The organism is Paenibacillus sp. FSL R10-2778 (genome assembly GCF_038593035.1).
In the GTDB taxonomy this organism is placed as follows: Bacteria; Bacillota; Bacilli; order Paenibacillales; family Paenibacillaceae; genus Paenibacillus_AQ; species Paenibacillus_AQ odorifer.
Window position 1 is genome coordinate 6,587,202 of record NZ_CP151956.1, and the last position, 25,260, is coordinate 6,612,461.

General features: G+C 46.0%; 20 protein-coding genes. 7 read left to right on the forward strand and 13 right to left on the reverse strand.

The window, feature by feature from the left end:
- Nucleotides 1-86: 86 nt before the first annotated feature.
- Entirely contained in the window at nt 87-1,784 is a 1,698-nt protein-coding gene (locus NST40_RS29505) for a methyl-accepting chemotaxis protein (protein WP_076276246.1), read from the forward strand.
- A gap of 77 nt (nt 1,785-1,861) precedes the next feature.
- Here the strand turns inward: NST40_RS29505 and NST40_RS29510 are convergent, their stop codons facing one another.
- From NST40_RS29510 to NST40_RS29530, 5 genes are all read right to left on the reverse strand, one after another.
- A complete protein-coding gene (locus NST40_RS29510; protein ID WP_038573706.1) occupies nt 1,862-3,877 on the reverse strand; it encodes an EAL domain-containing protein in 2,016 nt (671 codons plus the stop codon).
- A gap of 233 nt (nt 3,878-4,110) precedes the next feature.
- Complete coding sequence (locus NST40_RS29515) at nt 4,111-5,769, reverse strand: hypothetical protein (protein WP_076124007.1); 1,659 nt, start codon at nt 5,767-5,769, stop codon at nt 4,111-4,113.
- Nucleotides 5,762-6,568, reverse strand: a complete 807-nt coding sequence (locus NST40_RS29520; RefSeq protein ID WP_036682032.1) for an ABC transporter ATP-binding protein — start codon at nt 6,566-6,568, stop codon at nt 5,762-5,764. The genes NST40_RS29515 and NST40_RS29520 overlap by 8 nt, the downstream gene beginning before the upstream one ends.
- A 680-nt stretch (nt 6,569-7,248) precedes the next feature.
- Entirely contained in the window at nt 7,249-10,968 is a 3,720-nt protein-coding gene (locus NST40_RS29525; RefSeq protein ID WP_076276247.1) for an S-layer homology domain-containing protein, read from the reverse strand.
- Nucleotides 10,969-11,041: 73 nt separating this feature from the next.
- On the reverse strand, nt 11,042-11,812 hold the full coding sequence (locus NST40_RS29530) for a hypothetical protein (protein WP_076276248.1): 771 nt from the start codon (nt 11,810-11,812) through the stop codon (nt 11,042-11,044).
- Nucleotides 11,813-12,168: 356 nt separating this feature from the next.
- Here NST40_RS29530 and NST40_RS29535 point away from each other — a divergent pair, with 356 nt between their 5' ends.
- Complete coding sequence (locus NST40_RS29535) at nt 12,169-13,524, forward strand: dicarboxylate/amino acid:cation symporter (protein ID WP_036682429.1); 1,356 nt, start codon at nt 12,169-12,171, stop codon at nt 13,522-13,524.
- A gap of 88 nt (nt 13,525-13,612) precedes the next feature.
- Here the strand turns inward: NST40_RS29535 and NST40_RS29540 are convergent, their stop codons facing one another.
- The 4 genes from NST40_RS29540 to NST40_RS29555 form a co-directional block, all read right to left on the reverse strand.
- The gene (locus NST40_RS29540; protein ID WP_076219135.1) at nt 13,613-14,608 is read right to left on the reverse strand and encodes a Gfo/Idh/MocA family oxidoreductase; all 996 of its coding nucleotides are present in this window, start codon (nt 14,606-14,608) and stop codon (nt 13,613-13,615) included.
- 162 nt (nt 14,609-14,770) lie between these two features.
- Nucleotides 14,771-15,724, reverse strand: coding sequence for a 1,4-dihydroxy-2-naphthoate polyprenyltransferase (gene menA, locus NST40_RS29545; protein WP_341004086.1), 954 nt, complete (start codon nt 15,722-15,724; stop codon nt 14,771-14,773).
- 38 nt (nt 15,725-15,762) lie between these two features.
- Nucleotides 15,763-16,539 carry a DUF6081 family protein gene (locus NST40_RS29550; RefSeq protein ID WP_256718948.1) on the reverse strand — a complete coding sequence of 259 codons (777 nt, stop codon included), beginning with the start codon at nt 16,537-16,539 and terminating at the stop codon, nt 15,763-15,765.
- A gap of 35 nt (nt 16,540-16,574) precedes the next feature.
- Nucleotides 16,575-17,492, reverse strand: coding sequence for a prenyltransferase (locus tag NST40_RS29555; protein ID WP_341004089.1), 918 nt, complete (start codon nt 17,490-17,492; stop codon nt 16,575-16,577).
- Between the two features lie 336 nt (nt 17,493-17,828).
- On the opposite strand from NST40_RS29555, the gene NST40_RS29560 reads away from it, so the two are divergent.
- From NST40_RS29560 to NST40_RS29575, 4 genes are all read left to right on the forward strand, one after another.
- Nucleotides 17,829-18,452, forward strand: coding sequence for an acetate uptake transporter (locus NST40_RS29560; RefSeq protein ID WP_342410264.1), 624 nt, complete (start codon nt 17,829-17,831; stop codon nt 18,450-18,452).
- 54 nt (nt 18,453-18,506) lie between these two features.
- Nucleotides 18,507-18,824 (forward strand): hypothetical protein, encoded by a 318-nt coding sequence (locus NST40_RS29565; protein ID WP_076124017.1) that lies wholly within the window; start codon nt 18,507-18,509, stop codon nt 18,822-18,824.
- Nucleotides 18,825-18,945: 121 nt separating this feature from the next.
- Nucleotides 18,946-19,422 (forward strand): DsrE/DsrF/DrsH-like family protein, encoded by a 477-nt coding sequence (locus tag NST40_RS29570; RefSeq protein WP_036682046.1) that lies wholly within the window; start codon nt 18,946-18,948, stop codon nt 19,420-19,422.
- 125 nt (nt 19,423-19,547) lie between these two features.
- A complete protein-coding gene (locus NST40_RS29575) occupies nt 19,548-21,059 on the forward strand; it encodes an aminotransferase class V-fold PLP-dependent enzyme (protein WP_076219133.1) in 1,512 nt (503 codons plus the stop codon).
- 12 nt (nt 21,060-21,071) lie between these two features.
- Here the strand turns inward: NST40_RS29575 and NST40_RS29580 are convergent, their stop codons facing one another.
- Complete coding sequence (locus NST40_RS29580) at nt 21,072-21,983, reverse strand: aldo/keto reductase (RefSeq protein WP_076276250.1); 912 nt, start codon at nt 21,981-21,983, stop codon at nt 21,072-21,074.
- Nucleotides 21,984-22,042: 59 nt separating this feature from the next.
- Entirely contained in the window at nt 22,043-22,660 is a 618-nt protein-coding gene (locus NST40_RS29585) for a TVP38/TMEM64 family protein (RefSeq protein ID WP_036682051.1), read from the reverse strand.
- Between the two features lie 180 nt (nt 22,661-22,840).
- Here NST40_RS29585 and NST40_RS29590 point away from each other — a divergent pair, with 180 nt between their 5' ends.
- Nucleotides 22,841-23,359: a GNAT family protein gene (locus tag NST40_RS29590; protein ID WP_076276251.1), complete on the forward strand. Its 519-nt coding sequence runs from the start codon at nt 22,841-22,843 to the stop codon at nt 23,357-23,359.
- A gap of 222 nt (nt 23,360-23,581) precedes the next feature.
- On the opposite strand, the gene NST40_RS29595 is transcribed toward NST40_RS29590, so the two are convergent.
- Entirely contained in the window at nt 23,582-23,833 is a 252-nt protein-coding gene (locus tag NST40_RS29595; protein ID WP_342410265.1) for a hypothetical protein, read from the reverse strand.
- Nucleotides 23,833-25,260: a dihydropyrimidinase gene (hydA, locus tag NST40_RS29600; RefSeq protein WP_076276252.1), complete on the reverse strand. Its 1,428-nt coding sequence runs from the start codon at nt 25,258-25,260 to the stop codon at nt 23,833-23,835. The genes NST40_RS29595 and hydA overlap by 1 nt, the downstream gene beginning before the upstream one ends.

Sequence of the window (25,260 nt, forward strand, 5' to 3'; positions counted from 1 at the left end):
AGGTTATAAGCATATCAATACGATATAATCGTAGAGGTGAGAGCTATTATCACTGAGAACATAATTTGTCAAGGTTGGTGCGAAGAATGAAATTAGCAACTAAATTAACTTGGATGATGTTCGTCGTCTTACTTCTTGTAGGATCATCCATCGGGTTTTTCGGATACCGTACAGCTTATAAGCAAGTAGACGAAGCCGCAGGTATCGAATTGGTAGGATGCGCTAATATTACAACCGGCCTGATTGACCCCGCAGACATTTCCGCATTGTTGGCAGGCGATCAAAGTAAACTGGAGGCTGTAGAGGATCGAATCGGTTGGATTGTAGCACATAAGGCTATTTTTAAAGAGGCATTCATCTTATCCTTAGACGGAAAAGTACTTGCCGCAGATTCAAGCTTCCAGGCTAGAGGTTATAAAGCAGGCGATACTTTTTATTTTTCAGATGAAGATAAGCAAATGATTACTGAGCATAAGCATTCCTCCTACTCCAAGGTTTATACATACAAAGGTACCTCACTTAAGACAGGTTACGGCCCCATCTATCAGGATCACGATCCATCTAAACCTATAGTTGCGCTGATGGCTATTAATTTCGATGGCTCCATAATTCAAGAACGAACTCAAGATATCATTGTTCAGCCTTTTATTATCGGTGCTTCCATTCTGGTTATAGCTATTGTGGCAGCTTATCTGTTAATCCGCCGAATGATTAGTCCGTTAACGAAGCTGTCCAAAGGGGTCAACCTTGTTGCACAGGGCGACCTTACTCATAATCCTATTTTATTCAACAGCAAGGATGAGATTGGTACATTAGCCCGTGATTTCAATGACATGACCCAAAGCCTGCGCTTACTTATTACCGAGGTCAATGAGACCTCCATGCAGGTAGCCTCCTCTTCCGAAGAGCTCTCCGCCAGTGCGCAGGAAACCAACCGGGCCGGTGAATATAGCGTCAATGTTACGATTGAACTTGCCGATACCGCGAATTCACAGCTGCAGAATATGGAGGGTGAATATAAGTCTGTACAAGACCTGTCTCGTTTCATCACAGAGATTGCAGGCAATGCAGATAACGCAATGAATAATGCGGTCAGCAACGCTAATAAAGCACGTACAGGCCGTGAGGCAATGGATTCCACCACACAGCAGATGAGAGTCGTAAGTGACAGTATTACCGACCTAGCACTCATTATTGAAACCTTGGGTGGTTATTCCAAAGAAATTGAAAATATCGTGGGTACTATTGCCAGCATCGCAGAAGAAACCAATCTCCTGTCCCTGAATGCAGCGATTGAAGCCGCAAGAGCTGGAGAAGAGGGAAGAGGGTTCGCGGTCGTTGCTCATTCCGTACGTAAGCTGGCTGAGCGCTCAGCCCATTCCGCTGCGCAAATTGGCCAACTGGTCAACATCATCGTAAACCAGATGGATCAGGCTGGAGAAACTATGAAACGCTCTACAGAAGAGATGGAGCACGGCAGAGAAATGATTGCCACGGCAGGCCAGTCCTTCTCGGAAATTGAAATGTCTGTCTCGGGAATGGCCTCACAAAGCCAGCAGATCTCAGGAACGGTTCGCCAGCTTTCACTGATCTCCGACCGTCTCGTTACAACCCTTCAGAATATCGTAAATGTTGCTAATCAGACGGCCAGCAGTGCAGAGACATTATCCGCTTCCTCAGAAGAACAGCTTGCCGCAATGGAGGAAGTTGAGTCTGCAGCAGCTTTCCTGTCCTCACTAGCTGAGAAGCTGCAAATTCTGATTGAACGATTTAAGGTTTCTTAATAGCAAAGGGGCTAGCATTCAAGCAGAGATATTCTGCTTAGACGCTAGCCCCTTATTCTATGTATTGAGATCATCTGCTACGATACTGCTGTATTCGCTATAAACCACTGGCCCAGCTCATGCACCGGCATTGGCCGCCCATAATAATAACCCTGCATCACTCTGCAGCCTAAGGATTGCAGCAGCTCAATCTGCTCTGGTGTCTCCACACCTTCCGCCACGACCTCCATATTAAGATTGGTGGCAATCGCAATGATATTACTGATAATGGCTTTCTTGGAATGCATCTTGCTCTTACGAATAAACACTTGATCAATCTTGAGTGTGTTCACTGGAATCTCGTCTAAATTACCAAGGGATGAAAAGCCTGTCCCAAAGTCATCCAGTGATACCCTTACCCCAAGTGCCCGAAGTCTGGAGAGCTGCGCAACCGTCTCTTCCATGTTATTCATCGCAATGGACTCTGTAATCTCCAGTTCAAGGAAATGCGGCTCTAGACCTGAACGTGTGAGTGCTTCTTCTACAACATCGTATAAGCCCCCGCCCTCAAACATCCGTGCTGACATATTAATAGAGACTGCGACATTTGCTATCTCTTCCTTATGCCAAAGCATGTTCTGGCTGCATACATCATGCAGCATCCAATAGGTAATCGGGACAATCAGTCCCGTTTCCTCTGCAATGGGAATGAATTCAGCCGGGGAGATTATCCCATGTTCAGGGTGCCGCCAACGCAGCAGTGCTTCAAGACCCACGGTAACGTTCATATACGAATCCCATTTTGGCTGGTACACAACCATAAACTCGGAGCGTGCCAGCGCTTTACGAAGATCCTTCTCCAGCGACATCCGTCGCAGCTGATGGCGGTTCATCTCCTGATCGAACACACTAAATTTATTCTTACCCGAATCCTTAGAGGTATAAAGAGCTGTATCGGCTGCCTTCATTAACGCTGAGCGGTCAGTTCCATGCATAGGGGTCATACTGATCCCCACGCTTGCAGTAACATATAGCTCATTACCTTGAATACTGTAATATTTCTTAAGCTCATATAAAATGTGCTCTGCTTCCTCTTGCGCGTCCTCCACAGTACAATCTGGAAGAGCGATCAGGAATTCATCTCCGCCCAAACGAAAGACCTTGCCCTTACTTCCTACAGAGCGTCTTAATCTTATAGCGACCTCTCGCAGTAACAAGTCGCCTATATCATGTCCAAGCGTATCATTAATCGACTTAAACCGATCCAGATCCACAAAAAATACGGCGCCAGATCTACTCCCGAAAAATTCATCTTTAAAATAACGTACCAGGCCATGCCTGTTCGGAAGATCAGTTAGTGGATCATAATAAGCCATCCGTTCCAGCACATGCCGGTCCAGAAATACAGCACCACCAGAAATCGCAAGCATAAATAGCGTTACCAAGGACACTCCCATTAAAAGAATAACATCAGTCTCCATAAAAAAAGTTGTATTGCCTAGTAGACCGTTATATTCAAAATGAGTCGCCCTTACACTCGTATAATGCAATCCAGTCACCGAAAATCCGATAAAGAGAGCAGAGTATAACTTCCAGCGGTTAAAACCCACATAGTCTTTAAACTTGTGAAATAGAAATAATCCGATAAAAGACGAGAGCATAACGAGGATTACAGCACATGTCTGAGTCCATATCTCATAATGAATCTCCGCTGCGATCTTCATGGAGGACATTCCGATATAATGCATAGCCGAAATTCCGCTGCCTAGAAGAACACCACTAACTATTAAACAACTTTTTCTTAAACGTGGCACAAACGTAATCCGGAATGCCGAATAGCAGCACAACACACCAACCAATAACGATAATACAGCCCTGCCTGGATAATAATTCACGCTAAAAGGAAAACGGCTCGCCATAATCCCTACATAATGTATCGACCATATGCCACTGCCGAGTACACATGCCCCCGATATTAACCATAAGCGACGAACTTTCCCAAACGAACGAGGGACTTGCGAGATCAGATTCAGCGCGGAATAAGCTGCAGTCGCCGCTAGCGCAAATGATAGTAAAACAATCCAAACGTTATAGTGGATTCCCATTTTATCCATTAGTTAACCTCTTCACCGGTTTTGAATACCGTAATCGCTGCAGCGTATTTCTCAAGTAAAAAATCAGTACACGAATATCAGATAAATGGAAGAGTGCGTAAAGATTATAGGTTATCCCTGAAAAGCAACTTTAGATGTATTCTACCTTGTATTCAGCCGATTGTCTAAGAAAATACTGGAATTTATACCCTTTTTTTATGTCGGCAAAAAATGTCCATATTTGACGCATTCACTCACCCCGAAAAGTTGGATATGTGACCTGTGGTTGATGGGGTTTTGGGGAAGGTCTTTCGCCATAACCATTGATTCAAAACTACCAGAACTAACAGATAGATGTAAATTCCTCCGGTAAATAAAGTGAAGACATAATGAATACCCGCCATCCCCATCAGCAAAAACATAAGCATGAAGGCGACTCCAGTATAATCCTTTTGTTTGGCTGCCTCATAACGCTCTGAAAAAGGTAAGCTCCGGGGATAAACACGAAAGCAGATGACTGAGAAAATCAGCATGGCGAATAATACCACTACTAAATCAGGTACAATGTGCACACCGAACAACAGAATGAACAATACCGCATCTACAGCAAATAAAGGCAAGACTAGCCGTAGCAATGCCGCCTTAAGCATCCCACGGTAAATAGGCGTGCTATCGGGTAAAGGAATCAGCCTATAAATCCAAGCTCCTTTATAACTTGTAGAGTATCGTAGCATCTGTATTACAGTCTGCATTAACATCGTGCAGAAATAGATTAACAAGTACACTTTTGAACCTTTAAGGGAACCATCATAACTATTCTGCAATATACCAAATATAAAAATAAACGGGAATGCGATAGAAAAGCCAAGTGCAGGATAGACCTTCAGCTTAAAATCGCGCTCATTCTTCATCATGGACCAAGTAAACCGAAAGAAAATCCCCTCTGCCGGTTCCTTACATACTCTGCGGGAGAGCCACTCTGCGATCTGGCCCTTGTCTTTTCCACCGGAGCCTTGCTCCGCCAGCTTTTGCAAATTCCGCTCAAACTGTGGCATCAGCTTAATATAGGCTGCGATCAGTACAAGTGGGGTTATCAAAGCCAGCATTGAAAGAATGAAGTAATAGGGTTCTCTCGCTCCACCAAGCAACAGTTCAAATGGAGCCGCGAACCAAACCGGAAAAATAAAGTACTGCCACCAAGCAGGATGATAAGCAGCGCCAAGCTCAGTGAGGTTGAACAACCGGGAGATGAATTGATAGCCCACCATTATTCCGATCGTCAGAAGGATTTGCGTATAATTTATAATATCCTTGAGCTTCTCCCCATCAAAAAACCGCATGATCATCAGGTAGAGCAGTGCAGTTATTACGAGGATAAAACAGTCTAACAAGACAATTGTCACCGCATACATCAGAAAAAAAGCGATCCCCTGCTTAAATAGGCTAAATACCAAAGATGGACCAGTGATCGACAATGTAACTGTCCCTAAGTAGAGGAGAACGTGGATGGTTTTGGCCATATTTAAGGTGGTACGGTTGACGGGTTTGGAAAAAAGAATATTTTTATCACGTAAATCAAGCATTACTGAAGAAAAGTCAGAGATCAGGGTTGTGGAGACAAAAAACATAATGATCCCAAAGGTTAAGCTCATTTGCAGCATATAGTGATCGTTGGATAGCGTTAGCGGAATTAATATTAAACCAAATAGTAAATAAATCCACTGTAATCGCAAGGGTGAACCTTCTTTAGCGTTCTCCTTTTTCTGCATACCTGCAAGCGCTGTAGGCGTTCTTCTTCCGTCCATGGTCAGTTTGATCTGTAAAATACTCCGCATGGTGTCGTAATCGACTCCAAATCTTATAAAGGCACCCCGCAGCTTATCCAACAGCCTCAGCACGAAGAAATCAGTCATAAGAGGATACCTCTTGCTCCTGCATGACCGCAACAAATTCACCAGCGATATCACGGTATTTATCAAATCCGGTTAATTGATTGAAAATATCTTCAAGCGTCCCTTCGCGGCCTTTCTCCTTCAGCTCTGCAAAACTTCCGTCCGCCACAATATCCCCGCCATCAATCAAAATGATCCGGCTGCTGATTTTCTCAACCACATCCATGATATGTGAGGAGTAAAAAATGGTCTTCCCCCTTGCTGCCAGCGATGCAAAAATCTCCTTCACTATCATCACGCTATTAGCATCCAAACCACTCAGCGGTTCATCCAGGAATAAAATATCAGGGTCATGCAGCATGCTGGAGATAAGCAGCACCTTTTGCTTCATCCCTTTTGAGAACGAAGAAATCCGCATATCGTAAGACTTCTCCAAACCTAACAGTGTAGTTAATTTTTTGGCCTTGTAGTCCGCCTCCGCACGACCTAACCCATACAGCTCGCCAACAAAGGTTAGATACTCTCTTGCAGTGAGGCTATCATATAATTCGGCTACCTCCGGCACATAACCTATACGTTTCTTGTAAGAAACATCTCCATCGGCAATATCCTTACCGAAAATCTCCACTTTACCGTTATATCCTTCTACCAGACCGAGCATAATCTTCACCGTTGTACTCTTGCCTGCCCCGTTAGGGCCGATATAACCAATAATTTGTCCTCTATATACCTTAAGATCAATTCCCTTTAGCACCATTCGGTCTGTATAGTTCATCCATAAACCTGAAATCGCTATGACCGGATCGTCAGCTAAACCCATATCTCAGTCCCCTTTCTAGTAACTAATCAATAATGTGAAATATTACTACTTTATGTAATTACAATAATTGTATCATTTAGTAGAATCCTCTTCCATGATTTAGTCTGCTAATCTTATGTCTAGTTAAAAAAAGAGTGGCCATTAGGCCACCCACTAGAGATTTATAGCGAAAGGCCGCACCACCGATGCCACGAAATGGCTGTTGGCACCCCCTTTATTTGAGCAAACCAGACTAAGATCAGCGTACGTTTGGTCGAGTAGCATTTATAAGTAAGAGAGCGAGCACGCTATCGGACACAGCTGACCTTATACGCGGCTTTTTACCACATTTGGAGTGCTAAAGGACCCCATAGTCGCTATCAGCATGAAAACCACCCTAAACGCATCTTTTTCTAAGTGATAGCGTCGCTGGAGTCCGAAACTATGCCCCAAAGGCTGGAAAGCGGAAAATAACGTCATCCGGGTCCGAAAGCCGCGCCGATAATGAATGAGCTGCTGAATCAAGCGGGCAAGAGGGCAAGCGGACAGGGCAAGTGCAACCAGCCAGCTAACAAACAAAAAAGCAGAGCAGCGATACTCCAATAAAGGAGGAATCGCTGCTCTGCTGCCTTAGTCAAACCAATTCGCCGCATTCATAGTTGACGCTACTTATGTGACGTCCGCTATGTCTTAGTGGCTGATTATTTGGATAGCAAATTGTAAATAACCTGTGCTGCTTCTGCTCTTGTAGTGACTTCCTTCGGATTGAGTTTACCGTTCGCTCCGGTCACTATGCCTCTCTCTACCAGCGCTTGAAGGGCTTCTTGTGCATAACCAGCGATCTGTCCAGCATCGCTAAAGCCAGAAAGCGTGGCCGCCGTCTTCTCAGATGGCAGTTCACCTAGCGCTACAAGCGAGCGGTACAAGAGTGTAAATAGCTCCTGCCTAGTGATCTGAATATCTGGCTGGAATTGATTATCTCCAGAACCCGTTGCTACCCCAAGACGCTTAGCTGTAGCAAGATAATTCGTATAGTACGTATTGCCTGCATCTGCAAAATTATCAGCAGCAATGGCATCCGGTGTGATGTCATAAGCCTTGAGCAACAAGACGATGAACTGCCCTCTAGTGATTGCAGCATTCGGACTGTAATGTTCGGCATCCGTACCAGATGTGATACTGCGTGCTGCCAAGAAACCTACTGCATGGCTATACCATGATGCCTCTGGAACATCTGCAAAGCTCACCTGATTATATCCAATAATATATTGGGAGAAATGTGTGGTTACGAAATCTACAGTTCCCTTGGCGGCATTGTAATTTCCACGTACATTGTCCAAGCTTCCAGTGCTGTTAATGTGATACACAATAACCGCATCTGACCGTTCTCCTGCTTGCAGCACATACGGTACGCTGATACGAACACTCCCCCCACCGAAGGTGGAAATCGTACTTTCACCCGCTATAACCGACAAGTCATAAACCGGTCTGTCTCCGAGAACCGCCTTGCCTTCTGCCGTTAATGACACCTTCGCGATTCTAACAATGATGTCTCCGGCATCTGAAGCTGCACTAATGCTCGCCAATGATTTGGCATCGAACGTAATCGTACCCACATTCTCATAATCAATGGTAATCTCCACCTTCGTTCCGGCGGCTAACTCATTAATTATGCTTCTTGGAAGAGTAAGATCAGCTGTTTGAGAATCCGAAGTAGCTGCAACTTTAATTTCAAGAACAGCCTTCTTCCCATCAGCTTCTGCCTTCTTAGCGAGACTCACAAATTCAGCAGCCGTTTCTTTTGTGATCGTTGCAGTAGTAACTCCTGTGGTTTTATCCGTTTTAGTTACTGCTGTTGCTGATAGGTTCACGGTATTCCCTGCTGTTGCCACAGCAACCAGTTGCGGGCTTGCTGATGGTGTTGGTGTAGTCGTGCTCGGTGTAGAATTGCCACCCGATCCACCTGTTCCAGGATCTGAAATAGGCACATAGGCCGGAACCACAATGTCAGTCGCTGGACTTGCCTTATAACCTTCTTTGGCTGCGTATCTCACTTGATACGTGCCCGGTATTAATCCTGTAATTTCTTTATCTGGTGCATACACATAATTAGTTACACTAGACAGCTTATATTCTAAGGCTGTCGTGGTTCCCGTAATTCTTCCATCGTTGTTCGCTGCCGAGGTAGGAGCAACTCCCTGTAACCCAGTTGGAGCTGCTTGTTCCGCAGTGAATGCTGGAACGATTACATCTGCTGCTCTACCCGCGTTAAATCCCTCTTTAGCTGCGTATCTTACCTGATAGATACCCGGCACCAGTCCAACAATCTCTACATCTGATGCGTAGACATAATCGGTAACCGTAGACAGCTTATATTCCAGCGCTTTCGTAGTTCCTATAATTTTACCGTCATCATTAGCTGCACTGGTTGGTGCTACACCTACTAATCCTGTAGGTGCCGCTTGCTCACCATATGCCGGGACCTCAACTGTAGCGTCTTTACCAACGCTGTATCCCTCTTTTGCCGCATATCGCACATTATAGAAGCCCGGAGTAAGACCAGTGATGGCTACACCTGTTACAGGCTTATAATCAACTTCTCCAACGCCTTTATACTCCTGTCCTTCAGCAGAACCCGTAATTTGCCCATCATCATTAGCTTCAGAAGTAGGCGCTACACCTACCAGTCCTGTCGGGGCTGCTTGTTGATGCGTGTAAGCAGGAACTTCCACACTTACGTCTTCGCCAGCATTATAAGGAATGATTGTGGGTCCAGCTGCGGAGGTTGGCCCTTGATAGCCCGATGTTGCGGCATATCTTACCTTATATACACCAGGTGCAAGCCCTGTGATAGCTGATCCCGAAACTGGGGTGTAAGCCTCGTCTCCAGCAAGCTTAAATTCCAATGCTGCACTGGTGCCTACAATTTGCCCATCCTTATTGTCGGCCGTTGTTGGTGCTACACCCGTAAGTCCTGCCGGCACAGCTTCGAGCCTGGAGAATATTTTATCCAGTGCTGTTGTAGTGTTATTGTATCTCGCTCCGATTGGGTAATTAGCCTGCACGTAATCCGGTTGGATATTCGTCCAGCTGTACATAAGTTCAACATGCCCTAGAATCGGTGTGTTTTTGCCTCCTGCATCCCTGTTGTCCTTGTTATAAGTGAACAGATATGGAACCTGAAGTCTGTCTCCGCTCACAGTGTTTCCAAGTCCGTCTACATAACTAATTACAGTTGGTTTAGCAGCTGTATTGTTTTCGGTCTTGATATTGGTCAGATAAGTACGAACCAGATCAACATAAAGCTGCGCATACGGATGATTGGTGGTTCTAATCTGAAGCTCATTATTATTATGCGGATTCGCACTGCCCTTAGTGCCGCTGTTGTTATTAGGCTCAGCAACGGTCACACCAGCATCCAGCTTAGTGTCGAAGAAGTAGATCTTATGGATATTATGTTTTTTGGCATATTCGTTGATATATTTAATCACCGCTTGCGTGTTAGGGCACCACGAGCCGCCTAACAAAATCGCATAGTTTCCCTCACTCGCTAAAATTTGCTTCAGCTGATGATAGGTCACATGTTCATAAACAAGCGTGCCATCCGCTTCGTTGAAGATCGTAGGTTTGCCCTCATTTTCCCCTTCATAGTTCTTATTAAATGCCGCCTTGATATAAGCCGACTCGTCGATAGTGTCATATTGGGTAGCGGCACCCAGCACCTCACTTACTGATGTTTTATACGCATTAACCTTCGCCGCATCAAGTGTTCCGTTCGTCAGGAACTCATTCCACGAATAGCTCTTATCCAGGTAGGATACGACAGGAGCACTATTTCCCTGTGCATCCTTGTGATCCTTGTTGTATACCAATAAGAATGGAGACTCGAGCTTGTTAGCAGTCACAACTTCCCCGTTTGTATTGGTATAGCTGACATTGCGTTCTGGATCATCTTTGGAAGACAGATTTAAATTCTTCAAATACTTGTTGACCAGATCAACATATTTATAGGCAAATTTATTATTGCTGTCTGCAATCTGAAGGGTGTCCCCGTCCAGCTTAGTATCAAAGTTATAAATCGTAGAGATGCCATATTCCTTAGCTGCCTCGTTGATAAAGCCGATATCAGCCTGTGTATTCTCGCTCCAAGCACCGCCAACCAGAACAGCGTATGTGCCTTCACTCTCAAAAAGATGAACGATATCTTCATACGTCGCTGTTTTAAATACATGGTTAGCATCATTTAGACGGTCATAGACATGACTGAAATAGTCAAACTGGTTAACGCCGCCTTGTGAAGAGGTTATCGCCTCTGCGGTATCCGGATTAGCATAAGCTCTTCCTGCCTGAGTAGGCAGGATTAGCAGGGAGGCTGCCAGCAGCAGCGTTACAATTTTTTTGAAGGTTAATGGTCGTATCATTATGTGCACCTCGCCTTAAATAGGTTTATGGGAAGAATGGGCTGAAAGGAATCCTGAATGAGCCTGCTGCTCATCAAGGACAAACCTCTTCCTCAGCGGCTGGTGCCGGTGCGGGTGCCTGAACCGTTTCCGCTGGAGCAGGAGCTGGTGCGCTGACCGTGGATGCAGGTGCAGAAGACGATGTTTTCGGTTGAGAAGACTCAACTACCGGAGCCGGGGTCGCTTTAACTACCTCTGTGGTAGAGAAGGTTATAGCTTTTTTGGAAGGTGTCTCCGTTGCTTTTGATACGGGAGCGGCGGTTTCCTTAGGCTGTTCAGATAAAACAGGAGCGGCGGTCGGCTGAACGGCTTTAGCGGTTACGTTTGCTTTTGGAGCAGTCGTAGGTGCAGCAGTTGGCACAGGCGTTGCCGCGCTGGTTTGCGGTTTAACAGATGCAGATACCGTTGTTGCAGCTGTTGCCGTCTTAGCGGTGTCCGCAGCCGGGGATGCAGCTGCTTTAGGCTGAACTGCACCCGCTTCTGGAGCTGCTGAAGCCACAACCTTCGCCGCAGAATCAAAAGCTGCGGCTGGGGCCGCAGTAGCTTCTGCCGTGACTGTCTCAGCTGCTGGAGCCGAAGCTTCCGGCTGGACAGCTTCGGCTCCAGCAGCCGCAGTAGCTTCTGCCTGAACAACAACTGCTGCCGCAGAAGTAGCTGCTGGTAAAGCTGCTGCGGTTACTGCTGTATTACTACTCTCTTGAATGGGTGCTGCCTCTGCTGTTTTTTTGTTAGCGGATACCGCGGCATACGTCAATGCGGAGAAGACGATAGCGGCGGCAACCAAAGAGATCGAAAGCTTTTTCATATGTGTACCATCCTTTTCAAATAAAATAAGAAACCCCTTCACTACATTCTTGTACCTTAAATCCGTAACTCTCCCTTCTCTAAAGTAAAAAAAAAGAGACTCAACGGGACGCAATTTACGCGTCTTTCGTTGAATCTCCGGCTGTCCAGTCGATTCCAATTGGCTTGTGATTAAGTTCCATATTATTCATGCCATAGTGCCTTGTCAATCAATTTTTATTTTTCACATGGTTTTTATCGGAATTAATTATTTTTAACATATAATTACATTGACTTTACTATAAATTCTATATAGATTGATCTCAATAGGATTAATCACATTAAAAAACTAGGTTTAAGGGGGTATTGGTAGTGAACATAGATAACAACTTATTATCCGCCATCGAAACGAACTGGTATGGATTTGTCGCCTCCATATTTGTGTTTGCAATTTTGTTTCTACTGGCACGTAAACGAATTGGATTTGGTACCCGGGTACTCATCGGACTTGGCATCGGACTTATTGCCGGTATATTCTTTCAGTACTTCGATTTAGAGACCAAAGCTATTAGCACATTCGGCAGCATTTATGTCAGCTTGATCCGCATGCTCGTCATTCCTTTAGTATTCGTACTCGTATTAAACAGCATTTCTTCCTTAACCAATCTGGAGTATCTACGCAAAATCGGGATCAAAACCTTCGCCTGGTTCCTCGGAACAACGGGCATCGCTTCTATTATCGGCCTATCCGTTGCGCTGCTGTTCAATCCCGGCCAAGGTATACAACAAGATGTACCCGCAGATTTTGCAGCCCGTGAAATCCCGACCTTCTCCCAGGTTATCCTCGATCTTGTTCCATCTAACCCTGTTAATGAAGCAGCTACGGGTAAGGTTGTGCCTCTACTCATTTTCGCGATCTTCCTAGCAGTGGCTATAATCAAGATTGGCTCCAAGAAACCGGAAGCCGTCAAGCCTGTACGTGATCTTATTGAATCCCTGACACTGATACTGCATCAGGTTGTGAAATTCATTATTCGCCTGACGCCTTATGGCGTATTCGCACTGATTGCCGGAATCACCGCACGTTATGGCTGGGAGACGTTGCAGGAGCTAGGCAGTGTAATTATAACCTCGTACGTAGCAATGATTATACATTTTGTACTTATCTTTGGCGGATTGGTTCTATTAGTAGCGAAGGTGAATCCAATTCGTTTCTTCCGCAAAGTGTATCCAACCATTACCGTTGCCTTCACAACCAGAAGCAGCTACGCAACCCTACCGGTCAATCTAGAAGTGATTACGAAGCGGCTTCATGTCTCCCCGCGGATCGCGAGCTTTATCGCACCGTTAGGGGCATCTGTGAACTTTAATGCGTGCGGTGGGATTTGGCCAGCTATTGTGGCTGTATTTACCGCCCAAGTATTCGGTATTGATCTGAACTGGACCGACTATATTACACTGGTATTAGTAAGTATTATTTCTTCCATTGGTGTAGCTGGCGTACCTGGACCAGCCGTAATCTCCACCACAGTAGTCTTAACTGCTCTCGGCCTGCCGCTTGAAGGAATCGCTATCGTTGCAGGTGTTGAAGCGCTCATCGATATGGGCCGTACCGCTGTAAACGCAACTGGAACAGCTGTAACAGCTCTGTTAGTAGCTAATTCCGAAGGTGAATTTGACCGCGAAGCGTTTAATAGCAATGATGACGATGATATTCTCTTGAGCACCGTGTAAAAGCTGAAACTGTAAAAACCTCCGGAATCTGCGTAAAGCAGAGCGCCCGGAGGTTTTTTTTGCATAGATTCCTATTGGATTCATCTTCTTATAGCATACTAATTCTTTCCCGCTTTTTAGCAGAAGCTAGACAAGTCTCGATCAATTGCATGCCCAGCACTGCATCCTCAGGTGCAAAGAATTTTTTTCCTGTAAATACTGCGGCGGCAAAATCATCGACCTCCCGTGTATAGGGATTCGCCCCGGTGGCATCAACCCGTCTTACCCCTTCTCCCGTATGCACAAAAAATTCAGCATCCTCATCTCTAGCATTAAAAGGCATAGGCACTTCAACCATTCCATCGGTCCCCAGAATCTCTAACAGCTGGCGGTTATATGCCCACATCCCGCAATCAAAAATCAGGCTTAGCCCCTTCGGAAACTCTACCAGTCCTGAAGCCATCATATCTACGTTGTCATGCTCCGGAGAGAACATAGCATGTACTGTCACGGCTTCCGGCTCAGCTCCGAACAGCAGTCGTGCTGCACTTAGCGGATAACAGCCGATATCATAAAGCGAGCCGCCGCCCCAAGCGGATTTAAAGCGAATATTAGAGGTATCTGTAGCGTCATTATAAGTAAAAGTGCCTCGAATGGAGCGTAATTCGCCAATTTCACCGCTAGCTATAATCTCTTGCAATTCCGCAATCCGAGGATGATGCCGATACATATAAGCTTCTGCCAAATGGACTCCAGCATCATTACAAGCTTTTACCATCTCAGCCGCTTCTTCACTGTTCATCGCGATCGGTTTCTCACATAAGATATGTTTTCCAGCTTCCGCCGCACGGATTACCCATTCCCGATGGAGGTGATTTGGCAGTGGAATATACACCGCATCAATATCCTTATCCGCCAGTAATTCCTCATAGCTGCCGTAAGCTTTATCTATTCCGAACTCTGCGGCTACAGCGCTGCTTTTTTCTAAACCGCGACTGGCTACCGCTGTAATCATTCCCGTCTCCGAATCCATTATAGCCGGCATCACTGAACCTGTCGCAATCTGCGCACAGCCCATGATTCCCCAGCGAAGTTTTTGCACCATCGTTGCTAACCTTCTTCCTTATAGATTACTTACTATACTTAAAGCCACCTTATCATAGAATGAAACGTTTCTCTAACAGAAAGAAGCCTGCAAATTGCAAAAAACAGTGCCAAAAGGAGCTCCAACCCCGATAGACACTGCTTTTATATAAAATATGAATGTTTATATTAGTGCATTTAACAGCACAGCCGCACCCAGCACAACTATACGCGCAAGGTTCATCAATACGAAGTTTTTGACGGCAAGAATAAAGGTACTCGCCTTCTCCTGTTTCTCTGTGAACAAGGCAATATTTCGGCGAAGCGGGATCAGCGTAAGTAGAATCAACAGAACCAGAATAGGGTTAATCCTTAAGATCAGCAGCACTACAAGATCCAGATAAGAGACATAGTAGAGATATTTAAAAAGCACAAGCGCATTGCGGCGGCCAATGTACACCGGAAGCGTGTACCTGCGATTCTCCACATCCTCATCAATATCACAAATATTATTAGCGAGCATAATCCCTGCGATCCCCAGAATAGCGGGCACGGAAAACCAGAAAAGGTACAGCACTTCCACGATGTTGATATTCAAGCTGACCCAGCCGTTCTGAAGCAGCAGTGAAACCACATGCTCATCCGTATGGATATAGGCAGAGATAAAAATAATAACAAAGCCCATAAACAAACCCGAGAACAGCTCACCTAACGGCATACGCGAGATGGGAATCGGCCCGAACGAATAAAGTATACCGATCAAGAACGACAGTCCACCCAGCAAAAAGACCAGCAAACCCGTCTGAGTGACAAGCGCAATCCCGCCCCCTGCTGCCAGCGCCAGCAAAATAACAATCGTCGCCACGACGGTGCGCTCTTTTAGCTTAAAATGAACAATCGGATTATGCGTTTCGTAGCCGTAGCCGTGGGTTTTGGAGGCTTTTTTGAAATCGTAATAGTTGTTAATCGCCGTCGTCGCCATATCGAAGCTAAGCAAAGACACGAACATCAATCCAAAACGCAGTACGTAAAAATCCTCAAACCGGTACAGGGCATACAACGTTCCCATTAGAAACGGAATAATACTGGCTACCTTCGTCGGCAGCTCCACAAATCTTAGAAAGCTTTTAATATTCACACCATACACCCTTATCTGTCAAATGAGCCTGCAAGGCATTACTGTTCAGTTGTTGTAACCGTCACTGGGGACCATTCTGCAATAACTGTTTGTCCATGTACAGACACACTGCCTTCAGGACTCAGATCCTTCTCTGTCATAATTCCGAGCGCTACAGTGAAGTTATTGAATTTAAGCGGTATATTTTTCTCGCGGCGTACTTCCTTGCCGTTCAAATAGAATACAGCCTCATCATTGCCACGGTGATAGGTAATACGGTACGTATTGAATTCCCGTGGTTTGAAATCCGTATTTTCTTTAAAGATGCAGAAATATTTCGTTCCAGTGCTTTCTGGCACTTGTACACCCGGGAACGGCAAAATACCATATACACTAGCATATTTGTCATTTCCCGCGAAGAAATCGAGCGCAGCGCCTGTCGTGAAATCCAGCAGGTTCAGCGATACATATCCATCATACAGATCTCCAGGTGCAGTTCCTTGTGTACGGCAACGAATTTGCAGCTCAATGCTAATCTCTCCAGCTTCCGGAATCTCCACTGGCTTGGCTGAATAATACATGTGCTTGGCATTGTCCAGAATTTGCACTTGATGGTTCTCACGAGATAACTTCGCACGTACATACAAGGTATCATTACGAACGATAACTACAGCCTCCGGCTCACGGTAAGCCCAAAATGATCCGTCAGGCAGTGTAAATCCACCCGTCTTCCAGACCTTTCCTTCTTCTAAAATGGAGTGGAAATCCCCAAGAACCATGCGATTGCCTTTAACTTGTTGTTCTTCTGCCATCAATTCCTTGTCCTTCTTTTCCATGAAAGCTCACTCCTTCTGTAGTCCATCTATTAGTATCAGATCAAGCCTTGAATTAATAAAGTTATTGCCATTACTACTCCGCAGCGTACGGAGGCTTTTTGTGAAGCGCCCATCAGCGGGATATAAGCCGGCGAAGCATTATGTTGCTCGAGACTACTGTAAATGCGCAGCGGCCAGAAAGCTGTAACCAGCGCCAGCAGTGCGTAAACAGGAAGTACACCCAACAGCACACAGACTATCACCGAAGCGTAGCCAGTGAAAAGAAGTACCCGTGAGAATACAAGTGCCTTTTGTTCTCCCCATACTACAACAAGCGTAAGCTTACCCGCCTGCTCATCCGCCTTCCAATGTAGGAAATGGTGATTAAACAACAATAATGTAGTTAAAAATCCGACAGGCAGCGAGAGAATTACAGGCTTCATGCTAAACTGACCGGTTTGTACGAAATAGGAGCCTAATACAGGCATAATCCCAAAAGCAATAAAAATGGCCATCTCACTATAACCTTTGCCGCGATAGCCATAACGCAGTGGCGGAGCCACATAGAAATAAGCGATTAAAGCACCAACAAGTACAAACCAGAGGATATTCCAACCGCTATATATACTAAGAATCCCACCACAGATAAGGGCAATCGCCAGCATACTCCAAGTCATCCTTGCATAAAAAGACTCCGAGAGAATCCCACCTGTCAGTAGCCCGGAGTTTGTGCTGATTTCACCAGCGGAATTCTTTGCTTCTGTATCGGTTCCGTTGCGGAAGTCCCACAGATCATTCACCATATTGGAGAACAAATGCGCCGAAATCGCCCCTATTAAGGTAAGAATAAATAAAACCGGATGGAATGTCCCTTCCCATACATATGCCCCAACGGTCCCCAAAACAATCGGGATGAGCATAACAGAAAAACTCCAAAACCGGGTCGCCTTGGTAAATAATGTCCATTTGTTCACTTCAAGCTTACCGCCTTTTTCATATGATTTGATAATAATTATCACTGACTATTATACATCAATTTTCGATAGATTGTGAAGATTATCACTGCATATAATGTCTATTCTTGACATAATACTTCCGTTTGTTTGGTTAAGTATCTTGATAATGGAAGATAAAAATGTAAACCATTCCTTTTTTTCACGCAGGACCCCTATTTTACGACAAAAAATGAGTGTTGTTTTATAGGCAAGCACATACCGATATGATATGATAGGCAAGCCTATGAACAGTGCCCCTTACGGGCTGTTTTTAAGAGCGTAAAACTATATATAATAATGGAGGCTTTTACTGTCATGTCAGCGCAATCCCCTAACACCCAATCTGTCAAAATCGTCACTGCCGACCCTAGCGCCATCGGGCTATTCGGACTGGCTATTGTCACATTGGTCGCTTCTTCACAGAAGCTTGAATTTACAACAGGACTTAGCTACGTTATTCCTTGGGCTATCTTCCTGGGAGCATTCGCGCAGCTATTCGCCGCCATTCAGGATGCTAAGCACAACAATACCTTTGGTATGACCGCCTTTGGCGCCTACGCTTTCTTTTGGTTCGGCATGGCTAGCAGCTGGCTAATCAAGCTTGGCGTATTTGGTCCAACGCTTGCGGAGGCTGTAGATCCTAAGCAGCTCGGATTTGTATTTCTGGGTTACTTGATCTTCACACTCTTTATGACGATTGGTGCCGTTGAGGCAAATAGAGTTCTGCTTATCATTTTTGTATTGATAGATTTTCTCTTTATCGGACTAACCTTTGATTCCTTTGGGATCGCTCCAGAATTCTTCCATAAGCTAGCTGCTTGTGCTGAGCTTGGTATTGGTATCGTGTCCCTTTACGGATGTGGAGCATCCGTGCTAAACGCTCATTTCGGCCGCAACTTCTTACCGATTGGAGCTCCGCTGGGCATCTTCAAAAAATAGAAATTGTTCTGATCTGAAACTAATACTTTTGCAAGCCGAAAGGATGCTGAGACTATGCATGTCCTGTCCTCTTCTGAATTAGCGGTAACTGCTATTTTCGCCCTTATTCTCGCAGTTATTGCCTACCTGATCATTCGGAATATCCCGAAGATGGTTGGCGATATTGCGGCTTTTCGCAAAAGAACACTGGTTTGGACCCAAGTTTCACTAGTACTAACGGTGCTTCAGTTGAATTTTAAAGCAGGCGATTGGCGCTTTTCTATCGTCCTTGGACTCATTGTGTTATTCACCGGAGCTATTTGGCTGTCCGCCCGTTATTACGACATCAGTCGCAATGCAGGTCCAGAATCTAAAGATCCTGAAGTACATTAGTAAATCTCAAGCTCCCGAAAGGGGGCTTTTTTTTATAATTTCAGAAAGCTTCTTCGCATAGTTCTCCCCCTCACAACCATACTAATGACATTCTAATAAAAGTAACGGGAGGATTATCAGGGTGAGCAAAAAAATCAATCTGCTAATGTTCAGTGGGGAATACGACAAAGCGATGGCTGGACTGATCCTAGCGAATGCCGCAAGAGATATCGATGTCGAGGTTACTATGTTTTTTTCATTCTGGGGTCTATTTTTAGTGCGTGATCCGGAGAAAATGACTCTTGAGGACAAGAGTATCTACGAGAAGCTGATGGATGTTATTACACCGAAGGGCCCTGGGCAGCTGCCGCTCTCTCATCTGAACTTTAGCGGGCTGGGACGAATGATGCTGGAGGAAATGATGGAGGAACAAGGCGCACCGAAGCTGATTCATTTTCTAAAAGGGGCTCGTAAAAAAAACATCAAATTCTATGCCTGCAAGCTCTCTGTGGAGATCATGGGCTTTAAGCCCGAGGAACTGCTGCCAGAGGTCGAAATCATCGATGCTGCGGCATATTTAAAAGATGCTTTAGAAAGTGATGTACAGTTATTTATTTAAAGTCTGACTAGGCTTTAACCCAATCCCCCATGCAGGCATATACTGTTGCCATAGAAACTACTGGCACGCCGAAAATACACCCCATTAACTTAACACTGACGGCGTACGGGCTGGAGGGAATATCCGTGCTAAACATCATCCACGCCTCTTCTGCAGAGACGCCCGCTTCATTACAAGACCATTTTGATACTTTTCGTGGTCACACCATCGGCATTCGGCATCAAATCAACACCCCTTATGGCAGACAGCCGCTTCTGTATGCCGATTGGACCGCAAGCGGGCGCTTATATGAACCGATCGAACGCAAGTTGCAGGAAGCCTTCGGTCCCTACGTCAGCAATCCACATACAGATTCCAACACCACCGGACTAATCATGACGCAGGCTTATAATGAAGCTCGCCAAATCATCAAGAACCATGTAAATGCTGGCCCTCAGGATGTACTGCTCTTCTGCGGCAATGGAACAACAGGAGCCGTGAACAAGCTGCAGCGTATCATGGGATTAAGGCTCCCGGAATGGCTACTGGAACATAATAACCGTGCACTGGAAGACCGCCCCGTTATCTTCACCAGCCATATGGAGCATCATTCCAATATTCTTCCTTGGCAGGAGGGACTTGGTGACGTCGTTACCATTCCCGCCGGAAAGGACGGAAATATTGACCCTCAACAGCTTGAAGACCAACTGCGACTGTACCCCAATCGCCGTTTCAAGATTGGTTCATTTACAGCTTGTTCTAATGTGACTGGAATTCAGACGCCTTACGCAAAGCTAGCGGCTACTATGCATCGTCATGGGGGCGTATGCTTTGTGGATTTTGCCGCCAGTGCTCCCTACGAGCCTATCAATATGCACCCCCCTTCTCCACTGGAGAAGCTTGATGCGATCTTTTTTTCTCCGCATAAATTTCTGGGTGGGCCGGGCACAAATGGCGTTCTAATCTTTGATGAAGCACTGAGCAATGGACGTATTCCTGACGAACCGGGTGGAGGTACAGTAGCCTGGGTCAACCCTTGGGGAGGACGCCGCTACACCAATGCGATTGAGATGCGGGAAGACGGGGGAACACCGGGGTTTTTACAGGCTTTTCGCACGGCACTTTGCGTGAAGCTGAAGGAGCAGATGAATGGAAAAGGTCAATATATGGTGATTAGAGAACACGAGCTGTGTCAGGAATTAATGGCAGGACTCCGCAGCATCCCGGAATGCGCGCTGCTGGCCGGAGATCATACAGAACGTCATGGAATCGTCTCTTTTACACTTCGTGATATCCATTACAACCTCGCTGTTCAGCTGTTGAATGACCGTTTCGGCATACAAGCTCGAGGCGGCTGCTCTTGTGCAGGTCCATACGGACATTACCTGCTTGGATTAGGGTGGACGCAATCCGCTCAGATTGCCGGAGCGATCATGAGCGGCGACCAATCCTTCAGACCAGGGTGGATTCGCATCTCCCTACATCCCATTATGACTAATCAGGAAGTAGAGAGAATTGTATCCGCTGTAAGGAGTATTGCGACCCATGTCCAGCAATGGAAGCAGGACTACCTTTACGATACTTCCACGAACAGCTGGAATCATATCTACGCGCAGCATTCACCCGAGATGAAGCTCCAAGAACTCTTCACCATGTAACAATCTAACTTATCACACGTTGCCCTTCACCATGTCCAAATCGGCAGCACTGGCATTGGAGATGACCTGTTCTACATTTTTGCAGCCCGGAATTACACTGGTTACTGCGGAATGCTGGAGACACCAAGCCAAAGCCCACTGCGCCATATCCAGACCTGACGGCACTTCATTAGCAGCAATTTCTGCTACTGCGCGCAGCTGCTTTTGTCTTACATCCTCTTTATGGTTAGCTCGCACATCACCCTGAGCAAAAACCGCATCTGGCTTATACTTGCCGCTCAAATAACCACTGGCTAACGGAACGCGAGCTAACACACCTAATTGATGCTCGATGCACAGCGGAAGAATCTCTTCTTCAGGTTGACGATCCAGCCGATTATATACTACTTGTATGGCCTCTGCTTGCACATCCGCTGCCGCAGAGGTCTGGTGCACCCCCGAGCCGGATGCACTGATCGACACGCCCAAATGACGGATTTTTCCGGCTTGCTTCTGTCTGTCGAGCATACTCCACAGCTTATCATTATCGAATTGCTCATCCGTTCCGGAATGGAATTGATAGAGGTCAACATACTCTGTTTGGAGTGCGCGGAGGGAGTCGTCCAGCTGCTTAAGCACATCCTCAGCACGCCATAGCTGTTCCCGCTGCAAATGCCCCTGAAAATGATGGCCAAATTTCGTAGCTACAACCCAGTCCTCGCGTTTGCGGCGCGCCAGATAATCCCCGATGAACTTCTCCGACAAGTGATCTCCGTAACATTCTGCCGTATCAATCAGATTAATACCCAGCTCTCCAGCCTTATCCAGCATGGCATCGACTTCAACCTGAGTGAAATCCTTGCCCCACTCTCCGCCAAACTGCCAAGTCCCTAGGCCAATCACCGAGACATTCATTCCTGTACTGCCAAGCTTACGATATTTCATCATCATTTCCTCCTTTATTCTATTTAAATTTAGGGATTCCAGTTAATTCGGACTCTATGCTAAGCTATCTTGTTCCCATCCTGTGCTGTTCTAGCAAAACGCGCTTCGATGGCTTTGACTCCCCATAACGACAGCCCGATAAACAACAGAACATAGATAATCTCCCACGGCTGGCGAATGAAACGTTCCAGATCGTTGCCAATGTATGAAACTGCGAATACCATAATCGCTTTGCCTACCGTGAGCGCAAGAAGATACGAACGGAACCTCATCCCGGCAAGCCCCGCTGCCATATTAATCACAACAAAAGGCCCTACCGGAAATATACTAAGCAGAAAAACATAGCTAAATCCGCTTTGCCGCACCCACGTCATGCTTTTGGCTACTTTGGGCCGCGCTGCCCATTTTCGTAAATAACGATGGGAGGCTACTTTGCGGATAATCCAAAAGGTAGTCACACAGCCTGCAACCAGACCGATCCAAGAATACAAAAAACCTAACCATAAACCATATACGGCCCCATTTAACCCTACGATCGCAATAGTTGGCAGTGGTGGTATAAATGATTTCATAAACGTTAACGCAATGCCCGGAAAGGGCCCAAACGAACGATATTGTTCAAGCAGATGCCGCAGATTATCCTCTGTCAGCCAAGACATAATATCAAGAAAATACATAACCAGCTGATCTCCTCATCCGATTGGAATTCTTAACACTTGGTCTCAATTATACACGAAGTTACGTTCATTCCTACAGTGCCGCCAATATAGAGTGAGCAACCGGGACTAATTAAATGACAGGGAGAAAATTCTTCGTTACTATAGACAAAAATACATATTAGACGGGGGCATAAGGTTATGATCATTCATTCAGAAACGTTGGATCTGCAAACTACCACTGAGCAGGATTTAGCGTTCGTTCTAGCCATTGAACAAAGTGAGCTTAATCGTGCCTATATCGGACAGTGGAGTAAAGAGGAGCACATTACGGCTATCCATGATCCAGATATCCTGCATCTTACAATTTGGGAGAGGTCCGGGAAAAGAGTCGGCTATATCATCGTATCAGGACTTCAAGATATTCATCTTACCGTTTGTATTAAACGAATCGTCATCCATTCCAAGGGCTTTGGGTATGGCAAACTGTCGCTTCGTCTCGTGAGCGACTGGATCTTCCAGCACACCGAGACGCATCGGCTATGGTTGGATGTTAGAGATCACAACCACAGGGCTCGCCATGTCTATGAAAGCTGTGGCTTTACACTGGAAGGGACTCTACGTGATTGTATGAAGGTTGAGGGACATTTTGAATCTCTGCATATCATGTCCATATTACGGTATGAGTATATAGAGCGTGAGCAGCAGCGACAGAAATAGATTAGGGGAAACCTCCCCTAATATTCAGCGAATTTGAGCAAAATCGGCGTATTTCAGTAATTTTTAGGGAGGTTTTCCCCAAAAAGTGTATGCCGCGATGATAATCGGCTATTTTCAGGGAATTTATTTCCTCGCCCCCTTTCAGGAGCACAATAAAAAGCCGAGCAGTAGGCCCCCCCTATCCTGCGCAGGCTCACTACTCAGCTTTCAATTCCATTTCCCTCAAACCTCTCCACTGTAACAACCCGCCTGCTCACCTTCCGCCTTCAGCCCCGCAACCACAAGGGTTGTCACGTACTTACGGGCATCCGCTGTGAGTAGTAACAGCTCTACCGAGCCTTTAGCCGGCTCCCCTCTGACAAACTTTATTCGGGCACCGTCCAAACCCTCTTGGATGCCGGCAATCGTATATCCTTTAAAAAGCAGCCCATCAATCTCCTGCTGTTCTTTGGCATATTCCGCAAAAGCAGACACTAGACAACACCTCCGCTGATTTCTGCCTTAGAAGGAAGAGGAGCCTCCGCTGCAAAACGTTTGCGTTTCAAATATTTTCCCGAACCTGCTTTGCCGACAAATTGTTTGTCACGAATAACAAATTCGCCTCGACTGAGAACAGAAACAGGCTCTCCCTTCACTTCAAAGCCCTCAAACGCATTATAATCTACGTTCATATGGTGCGTGTCCGCAGAAAGGGTTCTTTCTACAGAAGGATCAAAAATGACCAGGTCAGCGTCACTACCTACTGCGACCGTGCCTTTTTGCGGATACAAGCCAAACAGCTTGGCGCTAGAGGTAGCAATAATGTCTACGAATTTGTTCAATGAGATCCGGCCTTTCTGCACACCTTCCGAATATAGAATTGTAAACCGGTCCTCAATGGTCGGCCCACCGTTCGGGATTTTGGAGAAATCGCCTAGCCCCAGATCCTTTTGTCCTTTGAAATCAAACGAGCACTGGTCAGAGCCAATCGTCTGCAAGCTGCCGCTCCATAACGCATCCCACAAAACATCCTGATTCCACTGCTCACGCAGGGGCGGAGACCACACGTATTTAGCACCTTCGAAATTAGGCTTTTCCAGTGCCGTCTGATCCAGCACTAAATACTGTGGACAAGTCTCGCCGTAGACGCGCAGTCCCTTTTTACGCGCTTCAGCAATCTTCCAAGCAGCTTCCGCACAGGTCACGTGTACAACATACAGCTGAGAATCTGTCAGTTCGGTTAGATAAGCTGCGCGTCCCGTAGCTTCACCCTCCAGCTCCGGCGGGCGGGTCAGCGCATGAAAGATCGGATCAGTGTTGCCTGCGGCCAAGGCCTGCTCAACAAGATATTCAATGACATCTCCATTCTCCGCATGCACCATAACGAGTGCACCTTCTTTTTTCGCAGCTTGAAGGGTCTTAAAAAGTGTGCCGTCATCCGCCTGAAAAGTATTCTTATAAGCCATAAATACTTTGAGCGAGGTAATGCCTTCATTCTCAATTATCTCCGGAAGCTCACCCAGTACTTTATCGTTTAATTCTGAGACCATAAGGTGGAAGCTGTAATCAATCACCGCTTTATCCTGCGACTTATGATGCCATGTATCTACGGCTTGCTGTAGCGGTTGTCCTTTGGTGGTTAAGCAAAAATCAATGACTGTGGTCGTTCCGCCATATGCAGCCGCAATAGTTCCCGTCTCAAAATCATCAGCTGTAACCGTGCCGCCAAAAGGCATATCCAGATGGGTATGAGGATCAATGCCTCCAGGAAAAACATAACACCCCGAGGCATCTATAATTTCCGCACCAGGGGCATCCAAATGAAGGCCAATCTCCGTAATAACCCCGTTTTCAATCGCCACATCGCCTGTATAAGTATCTGCTGCGGTAACGATGATGCCATTTTTAATAATCTTTTTCAT